Source organism: Brevibacterium ammoniilyticum (genome assembly GCF_038429965.1).
GTDB lineage: Bacteria > Actinomycetota > Actinomycetes > Actinomycetales > Brevibacteriaceae > Brevibacterium > Brevibacterium ammoniilyticum.
Genome location: NZ_BAABNP010000007.1, coordinates 166,738 through 184,656, shown reverse-complemented (window position 1 = coordinate 184,656; position 17,919 = coordinate 166,738). Strand labels below are relative to the sequence as shown.

Sequence of the window (17,919 nt, the reverse complement as noted above, 5' to 3'; positions counted from 1 at the left end):
GGCGGCGAAACCCGACTCCATCCATTGCCCCGGCTGCCAGGAGCCTGCCCGGTCCGTGGTCGCCTCACCCCACCTCGGCGTTGGTGGCTCTCCTGCAGCCCGGCTCATCGATACGACCGAACGGTCGGCGGAGACTCCCGCGGTCGTCTCCCGCGTTCCAGGGGCGAGCCGCCGGCGGCAGAAGGTCAGTCGGGATCCCCGGCACGCCAAGTTGCCGCGAACTTGACGGCACCGACGCCGCGACCGGCCCGATCGCCCACGCGCGAATCTCGGGCAGACATTCCAGACGCCCGACGCCGTCCGACTGGGACCCGCCTCGGCGAAAGCACCACCGCAGGGAGTCAGTGCCTGCGAACCGCACCATGTGAAGCTCCACCCGCACCATCTGAACCGCCACCGCCATCGGCCTCGTCCGGGGCCGATCCGAGGAAAGGAAGTGCCATGCCCGACGTCGTCTTCCCGCTCGATTCGACCAAACCGTTCACCGACCAGAAGATCGTCGGCCACAACCGGTGGCATCCGGACATCCCCGCAGCCGTCCACGTCAAGCCCGGTGACACGTTCCGCATGGACTGCCGCGAATGGTTCGACGGCTTCATCAAGAACGACGACAGTGCCGACGACGTCCGCGACGCTCCCGTCGACATCGTCCACGCGCTCTCGGGACCGGTATCCGTCGAAGGCGCGAAGCCCGGTGACCTGCTCATCGTCGACATCCTCGACGTCGGCCCGATCCCGCAGGAGGAGGGTCCGCTGGCCGGTCAGGGCTGGGGATACACGGGTATCTTCGCGAAGGAGAACGGCGGGTCGTTCCTCGTCGACCAGTTCCCCGATGCGTACAAGGCGATCTGGGACTTCAGCGGCGGGACCGCGACCTCGCGCCACGTCCCAGGGGTCTCGTTCACCGGCATCGTCCACCCCGGACTCATGGGCACTGCACCGAGTGCGGACCTGCTCGGAACGTGGAACACCCGTGAGGCCGCGCTCATCGCCACCGACCCCGACCGCGAACCCCCGCTCGCGCTGCCCCCGGAGCCCAACGGTGCGATCCTCGGGTCGCTGAGCGGTGAGGACTTCGACCGGGTCGCCGAGGAGGGGGCTCGCACCGCTCCCCCGCGGGAGAACGGCGGAAACCAGGACATCAAGAACCTCACGAAGGGCACTCGGGTGTTCTATCCGGTGTTCGTCGACGGGGCGAACTTCTCCGTCGGCGACCTCCACTTCAGCCAGGGCGACGGGGAGATCACCTTCTGCGGCGCCATCGAGATGGGCGGTTTCATCGACTTCCGCGTGGACCTCATCAAGGGCGGCATGGACACGTACGGGGTGAGCGAGAACGCGATCTTCCAGCCGGGCAACACGGACCCGCAGTACTCGGAGTGGCTGGCGTTCTCCGGCACCTCGGTCACTCTCGACGGCGAGCAGCGCTACCTCGACTCGCAGCTGGCCTACCAGCGGGCGTGCCTCCATGCGATCGACTACCTCACGAAGTTCGGCTACAGCCCCGAGCAGGCGTATCTGCTGCTCGGGGCCGCCCCGATCGAGGGCAGGTTCTCCGGAGTCGTCGACATCCCGAACTCGTGCGCGACGGTCTACCTGCCCACCGCGATGTTCGACTTCGACGTCACGCCCGGCCCCGGCGGTCCCGTGCAGATCGACCCCGGGCAGGGGGCGCCGCACTCGACGTTCTGAGGTGCGCGGCGGGGCCACGGCGGCGGGGCGGGGTCGGCGGCGGGGCGACGGCGCTCGCGACTCCGGACACCCGGCGTGTAAAGGACGCCGAGTGTCGATTCGACGCCCGGAAATCGTCACTCAGCGTCCAATTCTCGCCCGAGCGTCGAGTCAGCGGCCCGGTTACGCCCTGACCCCGGCGCCTGTGAAACTCCGCACCCCGAAAGCGCACGAACGTCGGCGCGACTCCGGACACCCGGCGTGTAAAGGACGCTGAGTGCGAAGCCAGACACGCCCTCGGGCACCCGGCGAGTAAAGGACGCTGGGTGTCGATTCGTGGCGCCGAAATCGTCACTGAGCGTCCAGCTCTCGCCCGGGCGTCGAGTCAGCGACCGGGCGTCGGCCTGACCCGGCGCCTCAGCACACATCGCCCGTCGCTGGCCAGCGGCGAGACGCCGCGCGATCGCATCCGGACAGCCCAGCTCCGGTCCAGGGTGCGGTCGTAGTGTCGGAGGGGACAACAGGCACACCCTCGATCACCCAAGGAGAAGACATGTCGGTCGTCGCCATCAACACCCTCACCGTCCCCGAGAACGCCGGTCCCGAGCTCGAGAAGCGCTTCGCCGCGCGCAAGCACTCCGTCGACAACGCCCCGGGCTTCGAAGGGTTCCAGCTGCTGCGCCCCACCGCCGGTGGCGACCGCTACTTCGTCTACACGCAGTGGGCGACGAAGGAGGACTTCGAGAACTGGAAGGCCAACCGTCAGTCCTCGCACGAGTCGACCGGCAAGGAGCCAGTGTCGACGGGTGCCGAGCTCCTCGAGTTCGAGGTCGTCGACCTCGGCGACTGAACGTTCATCGACTTCGCCCGACGACGACATCGCCGCGGGCAGCGCCTGTGCGGCAATGACCGAGGCGGCTGCATCCGGCCAATTCCAGTAGGTTCGGACCGCTTCGCGACAACTGCGCATCTCCGGCGACCGAGCACCTGCTCGGTCGCCGGCACTCGTATCCGGGGAGGGTCAGCTGCCCGCGGCTGCGTCAGCGACGATTCGGCTCACTTCGTCGTCAAGGATGCGATAGGCGGACTCCGGCGACCGGGACTCGAGCATGACGTCCTGAGCCAGCCCCTTCGCCAAAGCAACGACCCGAGCTGCGACATCGATGTCCCGGGCTGATCGGCCGGAAGACACCTCCGGTGCGGAGGCGTCGTCTCCGCGACTGTCCGAGGAACCTGATGAGGGGGTCAGCCCGGATGAGGGAGCCGACTCAGACGAGTCGACTGCATCACTGACTGCCCTCACTCGCCTTCTCGCAGCTTCTGCCGTTTTGTGGTCGTTGTCGACGACGACCTCGGCGATGTTCGCGTCTCCGACGGCCTTGGCGATGTAGGTGAACCACACGGATGCTCCCATCCGCATGGCCTCGCCTTCGGGGATGAAGGCGTGAAGGAAGTCCCGCAGCGCGGCCACCGGATCGGCGTCCTCGCTCGGACCCCCCGCCTCATCGTCGAGCTCCGCTCCCGCGACGAGCTGCCGACAGCCCTCGAGGACGAGCTCCTCCCGCGAGGAGAAGTAGTGCTGGACGCGACCGATCGAGATACCGGCCGACTCGGCCACTGATCTGAAGGTGACCGAGTCGATGCCTCGTGTGTAGATGACCAGCCACAGTCCGTGGACGATCTCCGCACGGCGGGCTGCATGGTCGACGATCTTCGGCATGCGGAAATTTTACAATACGATCGACTTGCATCTTTACAATACGATCAACTTGCCTCACGATTGCAGTATGAACGTATCGCAAAATAGTCGGTCGACGCGCGGACCGGCCCACGCCCCTGATCCAGCCAGGCCGCGACAGATCGAACCGGAACCGGGCATCCGTGTGCGCGGACTGACAAAGAGCTTCGGGCGCACACGCGTCGTCGACGCTCTCACCTTCGACGTCCGCCCCGGTCACGTCACCGGATTCCTCGGACCCACCGGTGCAGGCAAGTCGACGACCCTGCAGATGATCCTCGGACTGATCGCACCGGACTCCGGGACGGCCCTCGTCGGCGGTCGACCGCTGGCGGCGCACCGCACCCCGGCTGCCGTCGCCGGTTCGCTGCTCACCACCGAACGGATGCTTCCCGACCTCACCGTCGCAGGCCACCTCGACTGGATCGTGCGCCTGTCGGGGATCGCACCGGCCATGCGCCGGAAGCGGATCGACGAGGTGCTCGAGCAGGTGGGGCTGAGTGTGTCCCGCGGGCAGCGCATCGCCCACCTCTCGCTCGGCATGCGGCAGCGCCTCGGGGTCGCGGCCGCCATCGTCTCGGACCCCGCCGTGCTCATCCTCGACGAACCACTCAACGGGCTCGATCCCGAAGGCATCACGTGGCTGCGGACGTTCCTCCGCGACTTCGCCGCCCGGGGCCGTACGGTCTTCTTCTCCAGTCACCTGCTGACCGAGATGGCGCTCACCGCCGACCACGTGATCATCATCCGTTCAGGCCGCCTCGTCGCCGATCTCTCCTTGGACGAACTGCGCGCTCAGTCGCAGACCGGGGTGTCCGTGACCGGACCGCACCTGGCACCGCTCGTTCAGAGCCAGCGGGCAACCGGGCGAACGGTCACGACCGGGAGGACGACGGCCCTCATCACCGGAGCTCTCGCCCGCGACGTCTACCGCGACAGCGTTCGCCTCGGCGTCGACCTCGACGAACTGCGCACGCTCGAACCCGGTCTCGAGGACGTCTTCCTCGAGCTCACCCGCACCCCGACGCCTGCGACGAACGCCGAGCCCGGGGCGCACGCTGAGCCCGCGACGAACGCCGACCCTGCGGCACACGCGGCTCCCGAAACGAAGGACAACTGAATGCCGATCCGACCCCGGTCCCGGGCCGCCGACGCTCCCGAGCGCGACGCTCCACCCGTCAGCAACCCCGCACCCGACCGCCGCAGTGCGCATCGGTCGGTTTCCGGTTCACCCCTGCCCGCGGGGCGTCTGCGTGATGTCCTTGCCGCCGAGTGGATCAAGCTCCTTACCCTGCGCGCGCCTCGGCGCTTCGCCGGTGCGGCATTGGCCTTCGGGGTGGTGGCTTCCGCCGTGCTCATCCTCAGCTTTCCCGTCACCCGGGGTGTTCCGATCTCCGCCGCCGAGGTGGACGACGTCCTCTCTGCCAGTGTGCTCGGTCTCGATGCCGCCGCCATTGTCCTCATCGTCTTCGCCGCATGGTTCGTCGGCGTCGAGTTCCGTAGCGGAGCGATCACCGATGCTCTCATCCGCTTGCCGCGACGGTCGGTGATCATCACCGCGAAGGCAACGCTCGTCGCTGCCTTCGCCGGCCTCACCGCACTGCTCACGACCCTCGCCGTCAGCGTGGTCGCGGTGTGCCTGGCTGCCGCCCTGACCGATGCCTCATGGTCGTCGGCCCTTTCCGCGGCGACGGCGTCTGATCATCTCCGTCTGCTGTTCGGCAGCGCTCTCATGCCGGTCGCCTTCGCCGTTCTCGCCGTGGTCATCGCGTTCGGATTCGGTTCGCTGGCGGCCGGCCTGCTCGCGGCGCTCGGACTCATCATCGCCTCGACCCTGGCATCGTGGCTGCCGACCGGTATCGCCGAGGCGGTCCAGCCGTTCCTTCCCCTCGCCGCGATCCATTCGATCAGCGGAGCTGCAGAGCCCGGCTCTGCCGAGTTCCTCGGGTTCCTGCCGGCGGTGATCGTCATTGCGGCGTGGATCGTGCTGGGGTGGGTGTTTGCCGTATGGCGGCTGCGCTCGCGTGACTTCTGAGGGGAGCCGACACCACCTCGGCGAGTCCGGCCGTGACCGGGGACGAAGCCTCAGCTCGAACCCGGGCTCGGCCTCAGCCTTCGGTGTCCTTATCGAGTTCGCTGAAGGCCTCGACCTCGCGGGGGTGGCCGGCGATGAGGATCTCGTCGTCGGCGTAGAGCGTCATGTCCCGGTCGGCGATGTCCCACGTCGACCCGCCGGCGCGTTTGACGGCGACGATCGTCACGCCGTACGCGGCGCGCACGCCGAGGGAGGCCAGCGGCACGTCGGAGACCCGGACAGGCGGGGTCGTGCGGGCGAGCACGAAGTCCTCGTCGATGGGCAGGAAGTCGGAGATGTGTCCGCGGATGAGGTGGGCGAGCCTACGGCCCATGTCGTTCTCGGGGCGGACGACGTTGCGGATGCCGAGCTGGTGAAGGATCTCCGCGTGCGTCTCGCTGATCGCCTTCGCCCAGATGTGCCGGTTGCCGAGCTTGAGGATGCGGGAGGCGACGAGGATGCTCGCTTCGAGGTCGCTGCCGATCGCGATGACCACCCGGCTGACGTCGTCGATGCCGAGCTGACGCAGCACCACCTCGTCGGTGGCATCGGCTCGGGAGACATGGGCGAGCTTGTCCGAGTACTCGGCGACGACGGCCTCGTCGCTGTCGATGCCGATGACGTCGACGCCGTGTTTGGCGAGTTCGACCGCGAGCGAACCGCCGAACCGGCCGAGCCCGATGACGGCGACGGCACCGGCTTCGGCCATCGGCTTGGCATCGCCGGCGAAGAAGGCGGCCGGGCGGGCGAGCCAGGATCTCTCATTCATCTCGATGTCCTTTCATTGGAACGACGTTTCGTGGTGGGTGACGTTTCGTGGAGGCCGGGGTGGGAGCCTGCGATGCACAGGTGTCCTGGCGGGCCCGGTCAGCCGATGAGCGGGCGCTCCTTGGGCAGTTCGTAGCGGATGGGTCGTGAGCGCAGGGCCAGCGCCGAGGCGACGGTGACGGGTCCGAGGCGACCGAAGATCATCGTGATGATGAGGACGACCTGGCTGAACGCCGGCAGCTGCGCGGTGATTCCGGTCGAAAGCCCGACGGTGCCGAACGCGGAGACGACCTCGAAGAGGATCCGGTCGAAGCGCAGCTCGGGGGCGTTGAGCATGATCGCCATCGTCGCTGCGACGATGAGGCCGAGGGCGAGGACGATGACCGTCGTCGCCTGACGGTGCACCGACCGGGAGACCCGCCGTCCGAAGAGGTTGACCGCGCGGCCGCCGCTGACCTCGGTCCACGTCATCGCGGCGAGGACGACGAAGGTCGTGATCTTCACCCCGCCCGCGGTGCCCGCCGGGCCGCCGCCGATGAACATGAGAATGTCCATGCCGAACCACGACGCCGGGTGCATCGCCGAGATGTCGATCGAGTTGAAGCCGGCGGTGCGGGTGATCGTCGACTGGAACGCCGCCGCCTGGATCCGTCCCCACCAGTCCAGTGCGCCGAGGGTCGCCGGGTTGGACCATTCGATCGCGGCGATGAAGACGGTGCCGCCGAGCAGGAGGAGGGGGGTGACGACGACGACCGCGCGGGTCGTCATCGACCAGGTGAGCGGGAAGCGGTACTTGCGGAAGAGCTCGATGAGCACGGGGTAGCCCAGCCCGCCGAGGATGACGGCGATCGCGATCGGCCCGCACACGAACGGGTCGGCGACATAGGCCATGAGACTGTCCCTGTTGAGTCCGAACCCGGCGTTGTTGAAGGCGGAGATCGCGTGGAAGATCGCGCTCCACACGGCCTCCCCGACCGGATCGCCGTAGAAGAACCGGAACCGCAGGTAGAGGAGGACCGCGACGACCGCCTCGGTGGTCAGGGTCAGTCCGATGATGCGCAGGACCATCGGCTTGATCCCGCCGATGCCCGAGCTCTTCGTCTCAGACGCCACGGACTGGCGCAGCCGCAGGCCGGCACGTCCGGCGACGACGAGGGCGAGCAGGGTGGTGAGCAGGAGGACGCCGAGACCGCCGACCTGGATGAGGCAGACGATGACGATCTGACCGAAGAACGTGAAGTCCTGGCCGGTGTCGAGGACGACGAGGCCGGTGACGCTGAGCGCCGAGGTGGCTGTGAAGAGTCCGGACAGCAGTGAGATCCCGCCCGGCGCCACGGTCGCGGCGGGGGTCATGAGCAGACCGGTCCCGACGACCAACGCCGTCAGGTATCCCATCACCACCCGGACGATCGCATTTCGATGTGTGCTGTGCACAGAGGGAAATCTAGCACCCGACATCGTCGTACCCCGAAATGCCTCAACTACCGCCAAGTAAACTCTCAGAATCCTGTTACTGTGCATGTACCCACGGGGAACGGCAAGGGACACGAACGACCGCCTCCGCGGGAACGGCCTGCCACCTCGGCGGGGTCAGCAGCACACGATGAGGGAGGCGCCATGAGCACTCAGCACGCAGAGACGGACGACAGAGGCCACGGCTTCGTCAAGGCACTGGGCACCGTCGACGCCCTGTTCATCGGCTTCGGCGCGATGATCGGCTTCGGCTGGGTCGTCCTCACCGGGGAATGGCTGACCGGGGCGGGAACCCTGGGGGCGATCCTCGCGTTCGCCGTCGGCGGCATCATCATGTGCTTCGTCGGCACCGTCTACTCCGAACTCGTCGCCGCCATGCCCCACGCCGGCGGCGAGCACAACTACCTCATCCGGGCGATGGGACCGAAGATCTCGCTGTTCGGGTCGTGGGCGATCACCGGCGGCTACATCAGCGTCGTCATGTTCGAGGCGGTCGCCGTGCCGCGGACCGCGCTCTACCTCTTCCCGGATCTCGAGTACATCAAGCTGTGGACGATCGCCGACACCGACGTCTACCTCACGTGGGCGCTCATCGGCACGGTCACTGCGATCGTCATCGCCTGGATCAACATCCGCGGTGTGCGCCTGGCCTCCCTCGTCCAGACCTTCGTCGTCTCGTTCCTCATCATCGTCGCCCTCCTTCTGCTCACCGGCGGGCTCGTCGGCGGTGACCCCGCGAACACGGAACCCCTCTTCACCGGCGGTGCGGCCGGGTTCATCGGCGTCGTCGCGGTCGTCCCGTTCCTCTTCGTCGGCTTCGACGTCATCCCGCAGTCGGCCGAGGAGATCAAACTGCCGGCGAAGAAGATCGGCAAACTCGTCGTCGTCTCCGTGCTCATGGCGATCGTGTTCTACATCGTCATCATCTGGATGACCTCGCTCGCGATCCCCGCCTCGGAGCTGACCAGCCACGACCTCGTCACTGCGGATGCGCTCGCGGCGATGTTCGGCTCGCCCGTGTGGGGAAAGATCGTCATCGCCGGCGGTCTGGCCGGCATCATCACCTCGTGGAACGCGTTCCTCATGGGCTCCTCGCGGCTGATGTGGGCGATGGCCGTGGCCGGAATGATCCCCGCGTGGTTCGGCAAGCTCCACCCGAAGTACCGCACCCCGGTCAACTCGATCATCTTCATCGGCATTCTCTCCGCGCTCGCACCGTTCCTCGGCGCGGCGGCCCTCGGCTGGATCGTCGATGCCGGGTCCCCGGCGATCGTCATCGCCTACTTCCTCGTGAGCATCGCGTTCATCGTCCTGCGGAAGAACGAGCCCGACATGGCCCGTCCCCTGCGCATCGGCGGTGCCGGCAACGGCGGCATGGTCATCGGCGTCATCGCCGCCGTCCTCACCCTCGTCCTCTTCATCCTCTACATCCCGATCACCCCGTTCTCCGCGCAGCTGGCCTGGCAGTCGTGGGCGATGTTCGCCGCCTGGCTCATCGTCGGCGTCATCTTCATGCTCCGCCTGCCCGGTGGGGTCAAGGCCGGCCCCAACGCCGAGGCGGAGCTCCTGGCCAAGGTCAAGGCGCGGTCCCAGCGCCGGTGAGTTTGGCGGGTTCCGGGGCGGAACGTGAGCTCTCGTGGCACGTCGGGTCCGCGGTTCGGGTCGGCGGCGGGACGTGGTCTCGGGCGCGCTCCCTAACCTTCATGGTTCGTGGCACACACCACCTGTGCACGGGTGGTGTGTGCAGCTCTGTGTAGGAGATGCGAAGCGCCACCGAGGTTGTCGTGCTCCAGGTGGTTTCTCGCGCAGGAGGTGTGATGTAGCGTCCGCCGCCGAGGCGTGGCGTCCGTCGCCGAGGCACACGTGCACCACGGAGGCCCGTGACGGTGGCCCGCGCGTAACCGAAGAGCACCGCGTGGCGGAAGTGCTGCGCGGCTCGCAGACGCGACGTGGAGGAGTGAGATCCTAACCCTCAGGGTTCGCGGCAAAAACCACCTTTGCACGGGTGGTGTGTGGAGCGGAGTGTAGGAGATGCGGAGCGCAACCGAGGTTGTCGTGCTCCGGGTGGTTTCTCGCGCTAAGGGTGTGGAGTGCTGTCCGGGTCGGCCGCCGAGGTCGGGTGTGCTGTCCACGTTCTTCGGCGAGGTAGGTGGGTGAGTGAGTCCAGGTGCGTCCGGACAGGCGAACGCGGCCACCGGCTTCTCGCACAGTGACCGCGCCCGGATCAGAGGACCGCCTGCTCAGACGACTGAGACGCCTGAGACGGCTCGGATGTCTCAGATCGCCGCGTCGAGGCCCTTCACCTTGAGGCGTTCACGCTGGTTGGGGTTGACGCTCGGACGGAACGGCATCTCGACCACCTCGGCGCGCACCGGGACACCCGGGGTGTCCGCGTACGGTTCGGGCAGGTGCACCCAGAACTCGGTGCCGAGCTCAGCCTGTGCGACGGGCACATGAGCCATCGCGATGTTCGACTCGAGCTCCGGGGAGTACCACGGCGAGGTCACATACCCGACGGCCTCACCCTCGGGGGTGTCGCTGACCAGCCAGAAGTCCGGCGCGTAGTCGGTGATCGGCCTGCCGCCGAGGACGAGCCCGACGAGCTGCGTCTTGTACGGCGGGTTGCCGGCCTCGAGCTGCGCCCGCACCTCCTCGAGCCGCTCCTTGCCGATGTAGTCGGCCTCCTTCTTCCGCGGCACCTGATAGCCGAGGTTGACCTGGAACGGCAGCGTCTCGAAGTCCATGTCCTGACCCCAGGAGAGGATGCCCGCGGCGATCCGCCTGTGGTGGCTGGGGGCGACGACCCGGAGGTTGTAGGGGACGCCCGCGGCGAGCACGGCGTTCCACATGTCCTCGGCGTACTTCGTCGCATCCTTGAGGTAGATCTCGTAGCCCTTCTCCCCGGTGAACCCGGTTTGGGAGATGATGACGTCACGGCCGCCGACCTGGGCGTCCATGAGCCCGTAGCTCGGCAGTTCGCGCGCCTCCTCACCGACCAGATCAGCGATGACGTCGACGGACTTCGGTCCCTGGACCTGCACCGGCGCGACATCGATCTCCTGGATGGTGACGTCGAACTTCTTGCCGACGTTGACTCCCTGGAGCCAGAGCATGAGATCGGTGTCGGAGAGGCTGAACCAGAACTCGTCGATCGCGACACGCAGGAGAATCGGGTCGTTGAGGATCCCGCCTGCCTCGTTGCACAGGATGACGTAGCGGGCGCGCATCACCGGGATCTTCGTCGCGTCACGGGTGATGACGTAGTTGACGAACGCCTCGGCGTCGGGACCCTTGACCTGGATCTGCCGTTCGACGGCGACGTTCCACAGGGTGACGTCGTTGACGAGCGGCTGATACTCGGCCATCATCCCGCCCTCTTCACGGGGGATGTAGCCGCGCGGGTGGTACATGCGGTTGTAGATCGAGGCCCTCCAGCAGCCCTGCTGCATGGACAGCTCCCAGTACGGGGACTTGCGCACCCGGGTGTCGATGAGCATTTCCACTGGGGTCGGGCCGGACTGTCTCAGGTTGATCGGGACGCCTCTGTCGCTCTGATCAACGGATGGAACGTTATTGTCCATGGTGTTCCCCCTGCATACACAGTTTTATATTATGGAACTCAATTCCCATATTATGGGTGATTTGAGTGTAGAATCGACGGCACACGAGACGCAAGGACATACGGCTGAGAATTTCGGCCGGAGGATCCCCGCAGATCCTCACCACAAAGCTCCTTGCCGGAAGGAGACACCGTTGTCTGCCTCTGCACTCCGCACTCTGCTCAAGACCGCACGCTACGAAGTCCTACCGACGGCCGGCATCGTCGATCGCATCAGCGAGCACGTCGTCCCAGGTAGGACCATCACCGTCACCGCGTCGACGGGACTCAGCCTCGAAGCGACCCTCTCCACCGCCGAGCAGCTCCAAGCCCTCGGATACACGGCCGTCCCCCACATCGCTGCCCGCATGGTGCAGGGACGAACCGAACTCGAAGAGATCCTCGATCGCCTCGGACACGCCGGGATCGACACGATCTTCGTCCCCGCCGGCGACGCCACTCCCCCGGCCGGCGGATATGCCGGTGCCCTCGACCTCCTCGTCGATCTCACCTCCATGGCCCCGCCGATCACGCAGATCGGGGTGAGCGCCTATCCCGAATCGCACCCCATCATCCCCGACGACGTCACCGTCCAGGCCATGTGGGACAAACGCGACTACGCGACCCAGATCGTCTCCAACCTCTGCTTCGACCCGGGGATCGTGAGCACGTGGCTCGCCCGCGTCCGCGCCCGCGGCATCGAACTCCCGCTCATCCTCGGCATCGCCGGCAAGGTCGAGCTCGCCAAGCTCGCCAAGGTCGCGGCGAAGATCGGCGTCGGCGAATCGACCCGGTTCCTGCGGAAGAACACCGCCACCTTCACCCGCATGGCCAAGCCCGGCGGCTACAACCCCAGGAAGTTCCTCGACCGCCTCTCCCCCGTCCTCGACGATCCGTACATGGGCATCGGCGGCCTCCACATCTACACGTTCAACCAGGTCAAGGACACCGAGGCGTGGCGGCGCAAGCAGCTCGAGCTCCTCGGCGACCCCGACCCCACCTCGGTGGTGTCCTGAGCGGTCAGCCCGGCCGACCCGTCCCGCCTGTCACACTCCGCGCCCGTCATCCGACACAATGACGGGCGCATCCGCGCGCCCGCGACCGGAACGATTTCCGGGGCATGTCAGACATGAGAGGACCCCCATGACCCGCATCAGCCTCGACCAGGTGAACAAGAAGGCATACGCCGCAGTCGCGCGCATGGACACGTACTGCCGGGAGGCGCTCGGCGCCGAACTCTACGACCTCATCAAGCTGCGCGCCTCGATCGTCAACGGCTGCGGCTTCTGCGTCGACATGCACTCGACCGACCTCGCCGCCATGGGCATGCCTCTGCGCAGGATCGCCGGGGTCGCCGCCTGGGAGCACACCGGCGCCCTCTTCGACGAACGCGAACGCAGCGTCTTCGCCCTCACCGACGCGGTGACGAAGATCGGCCCCGACAGCGTCACCGACGAGATCTGGGACGGCGTCGCCGCGCACTTCGACGCCGAGGCCCTCGGCGATCTCCTCATGGCCATCTCGACGATCAACGTGTGGAACCGGCTCGCGATCTCCACCGAGACCGTTCCCGTCGTCGAGACCGCCTCCGACCCATCGCAGGAACCGGGCGAATCCCAGTGATCCCCCGGGCCCCAGTGATCCTCCTATCCACAGAGATCCCCCGATCGACTGCGATCTCCCGCCGAGGTGGTCCAGAATGATGTCCGTGGACACCACCGAGACCAGGACTCCGGCGACCGTGGCCTGGGAGGAGAGCCGCGGCCGCCTCTTCGGCATCGCGTATCGGATGCTCGGCGACGTCGGCCATGCCGAAGACGTCGTCTCCGAGGTGGGCATGGCTGCCGTCGTCGCCGAACGCGAGTCCGGTCAGGTGCGGTCGTGGCCGGCATGGCTGACGACGGTGGGCGTGCGGAAGTCCATCGACCGCGCCCGCCATCTCGCGAGCATCAAGGAGGACTACCCGGGTCCGTGGCTGCCCGAGCCCGTCGCCACCGATGCCCTCCCCGAGGAGGCCGTGGCCAACCGCGAACTCCTCTCCCTCACCGTGCTCCACCTCGCCGAGCAGCTCAGCCCCGAATCGCGTGCGGCCCTCGTGCTCGCCCGGGCCTTCGATATGCCCGCCGAGGAGATCGGCCGCATCCTCGGCAAGTCCCCGGCCGCTGTCCGGCAGCTGATCTCCCGGGCCACCCGCCGCCTCGACCTCGACCGTGAGGTCTCCGCGCCCGCGGACCCGAGAGCCTTGGAGCGTCTCGTCGACGCCATCCACAGCGCCGACCTCGAGGCGACGCTGCGGGCACTGCTCGCCGACGACGCGGTCTACTGGAGCGACGGCGGAGGGAAGGTGGCGAGCGCGGTCAATCCGATCTTCGGCGCCGAGAAGATCGTGCGCTTCCTCGCCGGAGTCCTCACACCCGAGGACCTCGACGGCCGGCACATGGCGGAGACCCTCGAGGTCAACGGCGGGATCGCACTCGCCGTCCGCCGTGACGGCGACACCCGCGTGCTCGAGATCGAACTCGGTTCCGACGGCCTCATCAGGGGCCTGCGGCAGGTGAACAATCCGGACAAGCTCGGAGCTCGGCCACCTGCGCGGAGTGTGAACGGCCGCCTCGGCAAGGGTCGGCCACGTGCGCGGAGTGTGAACGGCCTCTTCGGCGAGGCGAGCACCACTTCGGCGGGAGGCACCCGACCACCCAACCGAACCCCGTCCTACCGCGTGCTCACCTTGCGTTTGAGGCTGCGGGAGAGCAGACCGGACTCGGCGACGAGGAGCTCGCCGAACCGGGCGTGGTTCTCCGCGATGCGCATCGTCGGTCCGGAGATGCCGACGGCCGCGACGACCTGGTCGTCTGTGCCGAACACGGGGGCGGCGAGCGCGTCGAGGCCCGGTTCGAACTCCTCGTGGACGACGGCGAACCCGCGGTCGCGCACCTCGGCGAGGTCGGTCATGAGCTCTTTGCGCGATCCGAGCGTGCGCGGGGTCAGGCGTTCGAGGCGGCCGGTGGGCACGGGGATCGCGCCGAAGGCGTACATCACCTTCCCCAGCGCCGAGGCGTGGGAGGGGACCGTGACGTCGACCCAGTTCGTCGCCCCGAGGACGAAGGTCGAGTCGACCTGCGCGACCTGGACGACGGCGTTCGAGCTCGGCACGGCGAGGTTGACGGTCTCCCCGGTCTCCTCGCTCACGCGCTGGAGGATCGGGTCGGCGGCGGCGACGAGGGTCTCGACCCGGTCGAAGCGGGAGGCGTAGGTGGCGAAGAGCGAGCCGCCGCGGTAGAGGCCCTCGCCGTTGCGTTCGACGAGTCCGTTGCGTTCGAGCGCGGACAGCAGCCGGGAGACGGTCGAGCGGGCCAGATCGGTGGCCTCGACGACCTCGGTGTAAGAGATCGGGTCGTCGGCCCTGACGACGAGCGACAGGATCTGTGCCGCCCGGTCGATCGACTGGGTCCCATTGCTCATACTGCTCAGCTCCATCGGGGAAAGGTCGGCCGTCCCACCTGCGGCGATCCGGCGCCACTCACCCTACCGCACACCCCGTCCCGCCCGACCCGGCGTCGTCACGATCGTTATCCGGTGTCACGATCGTTATCCGTTGTCCGGTTCGGCGGTCTGGTCGAGCCCGAGTTCCGCGATAACCGCGGCGGTGTCGTCGCCGATGAGCGGTGCTCGCCGAGGCGGTCGCGGCGTTCCCATTCCCCCTGACCTCTCGCCCGTCGCCGGGACGAACCCCCCGGCCGGGGCGAATCGCGGGGCCGGGGTCGGCTGGTCGATGCCGTCGGCGTCGGCGGTGAAGAGACCGCGGGCCGTATTGTGCGGGTCGGTCTTCGCCTCGGCCATCGAGAGCACGGGTTCGACGCACGCGTCACGGCCGGCGAAGAGCTGGGCAAGCTCAGCCTGCGTCCTGGCGGCGATCGCCGGTGCGATGAGCGCGCGCAGCGCCGGCCAGTGCTGGGGCTGCCAATGGTCGAGGGTCCGCAGCGGTTCGGGCAGGCCGTCCTCGAGGTCGAGGGCGCGGACGAACTCGGCGAAGAACGGCGCTTCGATCGCGGCGACCGAGACGTACCGGCCATCGGCGGTCGGGTAGACGTCGTAGAACGGAGCGCCGGAGTCGAGGAGGTTCCGGCCGGGAGCGTCATGATGCCACAGACCCATCGCCGCGAAGCCGTGCATCATCGCATAGAGGAGATTGGCGCCGTCGACCATCGCCGCATCGACGACCGTGCCGGTCCCGGTCTCACGCGCGCCGGTGAGGGCGGCGAGGACGCCGACGACGAGGAGCATGCCCCCGCCGCCGAAGTCGCCGAGGAGGTTGGCCGGGAACTGCGGCGGTCCGCCCGCGCGACCGAGCTGGGCGAGGAGTCCGGTCGAGGCGATGTAGCCGAGATCGTGTCCGGCCTTCTGCGCCTTCGGCCCGTCCTGCCCGTAGCCGGTGATGCGCCCGTAGACGAGTGCCGGGTTGAGTGCGTGGAGGTCAGCGGGTCCGAGTCCGAGGCGCTCGGTCGTGCCGGGGCGGAAGCCCTCGATGACGATGTCGGAACGGGCCGCGATCGCGCGGGCGAGGGCGATGCCCTCCGCGCTCTTGAGGTCGGCGGTCACCGATTTCTTCCCGCGATCGAGCACGGGGTTCATCGGTGTGCCGGTGCCTGCGGGCGGGTCGAGGCGGATCACCTCGGCGCCGAGGTCGGCGAGCATCATCGAGGCGAACGGGCCCGGCCCGATGCCGCCGAGGTCGAGGACCCGCACCCCGTCGAGGACTCTCGTCGTCTCCGTCGTCATGGATTTCCCTTTCCTCGACCGATCCTGATTTACTGTAGAACGTTCGATCAGTTTCGACAATGGAGGCAGCGCGGCCGTGAAGACATTCGAGTACTCTCCCGAGGTGCGTTGGTCCGATCAGGACCTGCTCGGGCATGTCAACAACGCCCGCATGATCACCCTCATCGAGGAGTGCCGCGTGCGCTGGCTCCACGAGGAGAAGGCCACGCACATCACCGGCGGCGGCCTCCTCGTCGCCCATCAGTCGATCGACTACCTCGTCCCCGTCATGTACGGTCCCGAACTCAAGCTCACGGTGACCGTCGCCCGAATCGGCACCTCGTCGTTCACGGTCAACACGGTCGGCGAGCAGAACGGTCGGATGGTCATCGACTCCGACGTCGTCCTCGTCCACATCGACCGGCAGACCGGACGTCCGACTCCGCTCACCGATGAGATCCGCGCCGTCTTCGCGCCCTACCTCGCCATCGAGGACGGACTGACCGAGTAGACCCACCCCGCCGAGGCGGGCGCGCAGTCCGAGCGTCCCCTCAGTGTGCTTCCCGAGCGTCATGCTTCTCGAACGTCATCCTTGGAACATGGCCGATTCGTTCATGCCTGGTTCGCCGCACCGCCCTAGTGTGGTGGTCATGAAACTCGATGCGATCTCGATCGTCACAGCAGACATGGCCCAGGCCGTCACCTTCTACTCCGCGCTCGGACTCGAGCTCGTCGACGGCGGCCCCGACGCACCGCACACGGAGTTCTCGACGGGCACCATCCGCGTCCTCCTCGACACCGAGGCGGTGATGCTGAGCATCGACCCCGAGTGGACACGGCCGACCGGCGGACACAGGATGTCCCTGGCCTTCGACTGCTCCTCCGCCGAGGCGGTCGATGCGACCTTCGCCCAGCTCACCGGCGGGTCGGGAGGGGATCCTGTGGCAGCAGCGGTCAAGGAGCCGTGGGATGCGTTCTGGGGTCAGCGCTACGCCGTCATCGCCGACCCCGACGGGAACACCGTCGACCTCTTCGCCGCACTCGGCTGAACGACACAGGTTTCGAGTGGTGCTCGGCTCACCGTCCGAGCAGAGCCCGCTCGTCGCGCCACAGGTGCGCGGCATCGGCATACCCGGCCAGCGCCGCCGCCGTGGCGCGCGTGTGACCTGCGGCGATGAGCTCGCGGGCACTGCGCCACCGGAGGATCTTCGCGAGATGCTTCGGACCGTAGCCGAACCAGTCGGCGGACAGCCGCCGCAGGTGCCGCGGGGAATACGCGAAGTCGGCGGCCACCTCGGCGATCGACCCTGCGCCTGAACCAACGAACACCGGACGACCCGCGAACGCAGCGGAACCCGCGAGCCGCTGGGACCCTGCCGGGACCCGGGGCTGCGCGAGGGCCCGGGCGAGCGCCAGGGGACGGCCGTCGATGTCCGTGCGGGAGGCGAGCGCCTCGGCGAGGTCGAGGAGTTCCCGCGCATCGTCACCGGCACTCCCGCCGAGGAGGAACGACGGAACTGCGGTGACGACCTCGGCGATGGGGGTGACCTGGTTCGCGAGCTCGGCCGCCGATGTCCTCAGCAGCTGCGGGAGGACGCCGGGGTCGAAGCGCAGACCCACGGCCCGGCCGGGACCGGTCGTGATCGTCCGCGCCGTCGAATCGGCTCCGGCGATGACCGCGGTCGAACCCATGACGATGAGATCCATGCAGCCGTCGGGGACGATGACCCGGGGTGTCCCGGACTCCGGGGACCCAGCAGCGGGCACGTCGAGGTCGGGCTCCGAGATCCACAGGGAGGCGTGGAGCCGGGGAATGCTCAGCTCCCGATACATGGCGGC

Annotated in this window: 16 protein-coding genes and 1 pseudogene; 10 read left to right on the top strand and 7 right to left on the bottom strand. The window is 67.9% G+C overall.

Features of this window, described 5'->3' with window-relative positions; all coding sequences use genetic code 11:
* Window positions 1-441: 441 nt before the first annotated feature.
* Complete coding sequence (fmdA, locus tag AAHA49_RS10350) at window positions 442-1,692, top strand: formamidase (RefSeq protein WP_342038215.1); 1,251 nt, start codon at window positions 442-444, stop codon at window positions 1,690-1,692.
* A gap of 532 nt (window positions 1,693-2,224) precedes the next feature.
* On the top strand, window positions 2,225-2,521 hold the full coding sequence (locus AAHA49_RS10345) for an antibiotic biosynthesis monooxygenase family protein (protein ID WP_137824987.1): 297 nt from the start codon (window positions 2,225-2,227) through the stop codon (window positions 2,519-2,521).
* 171 nt (window positions 2,522-2,692) lie between these two features.
* Here AAHA49_RS10345 and AAHA49_RS10340 read toward each other — a convergent pair whose 3' ends face one another.
* Window positions 2,693-3,391, bottom strand: coding sequence for a TetR/AcrR family transcriptional regulator (locus AAHA49_RS10340; protein ID WP_342038214.1), 699 nt, complete (start codon window positions 3,389-3,391; stop codon window positions 2,693-2,695).
* A gap of 163 nt (window positions 3,392-3,554) precedes the next feature.
* Here AAHA49_RS10340 and AAHA49_RS10335 point away from each other — a divergent pair, with 163 nt between their 5' ends.
* Window positions 3,555-4,529, top strand: coding sequence for an ABC transporter ATP-binding protein (locus AAHA49_RS10335; protein WP_342038213.1), 975 nt, complete (start codon window positions 3,555-3,557; stop codon window positions 4,527-4,529).
* A complete protein-coding gene (locus AAHA49_RS10330) occupies window positions 4,530-5,444 on the top strand; it encodes a hypothetical protein (RefSeq protein WP_342038212.1) in 915 nt (304 codons plus the stop codon).
* A gap of 73 nt (window positions 5,445-5,517) precedes the next feature.
* On the opposite strand, the gene AAHA49_RS10325 is transcribed toward AAHA49_RS10330, so the two are convergent.
* Window positions 5,518-6,252: a potassium channel family protein gene (locus AAHA49_RS10325; protein WP_342038211.1), complete on the bottom strand. Its 735-nt coding sequence runs from the start codon at window positions 6,250-6,252 to the stop codon at window positions 5,518-5,520.
* Window positions 6,253-6,350: 98 nt separating this feature from the next.
* Window positions 6,351-7,646: a TrkH family potassium uptake protein gene (locus AAHA49_RS10320; protein ID WP_342038210.1), complete on the bottom strand. Its 1,296-nt coding sequence runs from the start codon at window positions 7,644-7,646 to the stop codon at window positions 6,351-6,353.
* A gap of 222 nt (window positions 7,647-7,868) precedes the next feature.
* Here AAHA49_RS10320 and AAHA49_RS10315 point away from each other — a divergent pair, with 222 nt between their 5' ends.
* A complete protein-coding gene (locus AAHA49_RS10315; RefSeq protein ID WP_342038209.1) occupies window positions 7,869-9,326 on the top strand; it encodes an APC family permease in 1,458 nt (485 codons plus the stop codon).
* A 674-nt stretch (window positions 9,327-10,000) separates the two neighbouring features.
* Here the strand turns inward: AAHA49_RS10315 and AAHA49_RS10310 are convergent.
* A complete protein-coding gene (locus AAHA49_RS10310) occupies window positions 10,001-11,221 on the bottom strand; it encodes a glycine cleavage T C-terminal barrel domain-containing protein (protein WP_342038208.1) in 1,221 nt (406 codons plus the stop codon).
* Window positions 11,222-11,477: 256 nt separating this feature from the next.
* On the opposite strand from AAHA49_RS10310, the gene AAHA49_RS10305 reads away from it, so the two are divergent.
* From AAHA49_RS10305 to AAHA49_RS10295, 3 genes and pseudogenes are all read left to right on the top strand, one after another.
* The gene (locus AAHA49_RS10305) at window positions 11,478-12,338 is read left to right on the top strand and encodes a methylenetetrahydrofolate reductase (protein WP_342038207.1); all 861 of its coding nucleotides are present in this window, start codon (window positions 11,478-11,480) and stop codon (window positions 12,336-12,338) included.
* Window positions 12,339-12,465: 127 nt separating this feature from the next.
* Complete coding sequence (locus tag AAHA49_RS10300; protein WP_342038206.1) at window positions 12,466-12,945, top strand: carboxymuconolactone decarboxylase family protein; 480 nt, start codon at window positions 12,466-12,468, stop codon at window positions 12,943-12,945.
* A 76-nt stretch (window positions 12,946-13,021) separates the two neighbouring features.
* Window positions 13,022-13,510 (top strand): annotated as a pseudogene (locus AAHA49_RS10295) (sigma-70 family RNA polymerase sigma factor); the annotation flags it as partial.
* A 524-nt stretch (window positions 13,511-14,034) separates the two neighbouring features.
* Here the strand turns inward: AAHA49_RS10295 and AAHA49_RS10290 are convergent.
* Window positions 14,035-14,784 (bottom strand): IclR family transcriptional regulator, encoded by a 750-nt coding sequence (locus tag AAHA49_RS10290; protein WP_342038205.1) that lies wholly within the window; start codon window positions 14,782-14,784, stop codon window positions 14,035-14,037.
* Window positions 14,785-14,910: 126 nt separating this feature from the next.
* Complete coding sequence (locus AAHA49_RS10285; RefSeq protein ID WP_342038204.1) at window positions 14,911-16,101, bottom strand: CaiB/BaiF CoA transferase family protein; 1,191 nt, start codon at window positions 16,099-16,101, stop codon at window positions 14,911-14,913.
* A 76-nt stretch (window positions 16,102-16,177) separates the two neighbouring features.
* Here AAHA49_RS10285 and AAHA49_RS10280 point away from each other — a divergent pair, with 76 nt between their 5' ends.
* Together AAHA49_RS10280 and AAHA49_RS10275 are read left to right on the top strand one after the other, a co-directional pair.
* Window positions 16,178-16,591 carry an acyl-CoA thioesterase gene (locus AAHA49_RS10280; protein WP_342038203.1) on the top strand — a complete coding sequence of 138 codons (414 nt, stop codon included), beginning with the start codon at window positions 16,178-16,180 and terminating at the stop codon, window positions 16,589-16,591.
* 139 nt (window positions 16,592-16,730) lie between these two features.
* On the top strand, window positions 16,731-17,129 hold the full coding sequence (locus tag AAHA49_RS10275; RefSeq protein WP_342038202.1) for a VOC family protein: 399 nt from the start codon (window positions 16,731-16,733) through the stop codon (window positions 17,127-17,129).
* A 28-nt stretch (window positions 17,130-17,157) separates the two neighbouring features.
* Here the strand turns inward: AAHA49_RS10275 and AAHA49_RS10270 are convergent, their stop codons facing one another.
* On the bottom strand, window positions 17,158-17,913 hold the full coding sequence (locus tag AAHA49_RS10270; protein ID WP_342038201.1) for a DUF6597 domain-containing transcriptional factor: 756 nt from the start codon (window positions 17,911-17,913) through the stop codon (window positions 17,158-17,160).
* Window positions 17,914-17,919: the final 6 nt, after the last annotated feature.

Excerpts from the sequence above, each read along its gene's own strand:
- AAHA49_RS10320 (WP_342038210.1), bottom strand. The coding sequence starts at position 7,646 with ATGGGATACCTGACGGCGTTGGTCGTCGGGACCGGTCTGCTCATGACC.
- AAHA49_RS10310 (WP_342038208.1), bottom strand. The coding sequence starts at position 11,221 with ATGCTCATCGACACCCGGGTGCGCAAGTCCCCGTACTGGGAGCTGTCC.
- AAHA49_RS10315 (WP_342038209.1), top strand. The coding sequence starts at position 7,869 with ATGAGCACTCAGCACGCAGAGACGGACGACAGAGGCCACGGCTTCGTC.
- AAHA49_RS10330 (WP_342038212.1), top strand. The coding sequence starts at position 4,530 with ATGCCGATCCGACCCCGGTCCCGGGCCGCCGACGCTCCCGAGCGCGAC.
- AAHA49_RS10290 (WP_342038205.1), bottom strand. The coding sequence starts at position 14,784 with ATGAGCAATGGGACCCAGTCGATCGACCGGGCGGCACAGATCCTGTCG.
- AAHA49_RS10345 (WP_137824987.1), top strand. The coding sequence starts at position 2,225 with ATGTCGGTCGTCGCCATCAACACCCTCACCGTCCCCGAGAACGCCGGT.
- AAHA49_RS10300 (WP_342038206.1), top strand. The coding sequence starts at position 12,466 with ATGACCCGCATCAGCCTCGACCAGGTGAACAAGAAGGCATACGCCGCA.
- fmdA (WP_342038215.1), top strand. The coding sequence starts at position 442 with ATGCCCGACGTCGTCTTCCCGCTCGATTCGACCAAACCGTTCACCGAC.
- AAHA49_RS10325 (WP_342038211.1), bottom strand. The coding sequence starts at position 6,252 with ATGAATGAGAGATCCTGGCTCGCCCGCCCGGCCGCCTTCTTCGCCGGC.
- AAHA49_RS10275 (WP_342038202.1), top strand. The coding sequence starts at position 16,731 with ATGAAACTCGATGCGATCTCGATCGTCACAGCAGACATGGCCCAGGCC.
- AAHA49_RS10285 (WP_342038204.1), bottom strand. The coding sequence starts at position 16,101 with ATGACGACGGAGACGACGAGAGTCCTCGACGGGGTGCGGGTCCTCGAC.
- AAHA49_RS10340 (WP_342038214.1), bottom strand. The coding sequence starts at position 3,391 with ATGCCGAAGATCGTCGACCATGCAGCCCGCCGTGCGGAGATCGTCCAC.
- AAHA49_RS10270 (WP_342038201.1), bottom strand. The coding sequence starts at position 17,913 with ATGTATCGGGAGCTGAGCATTCCCCGGCTCCACGCCTCCCTGTGGATC.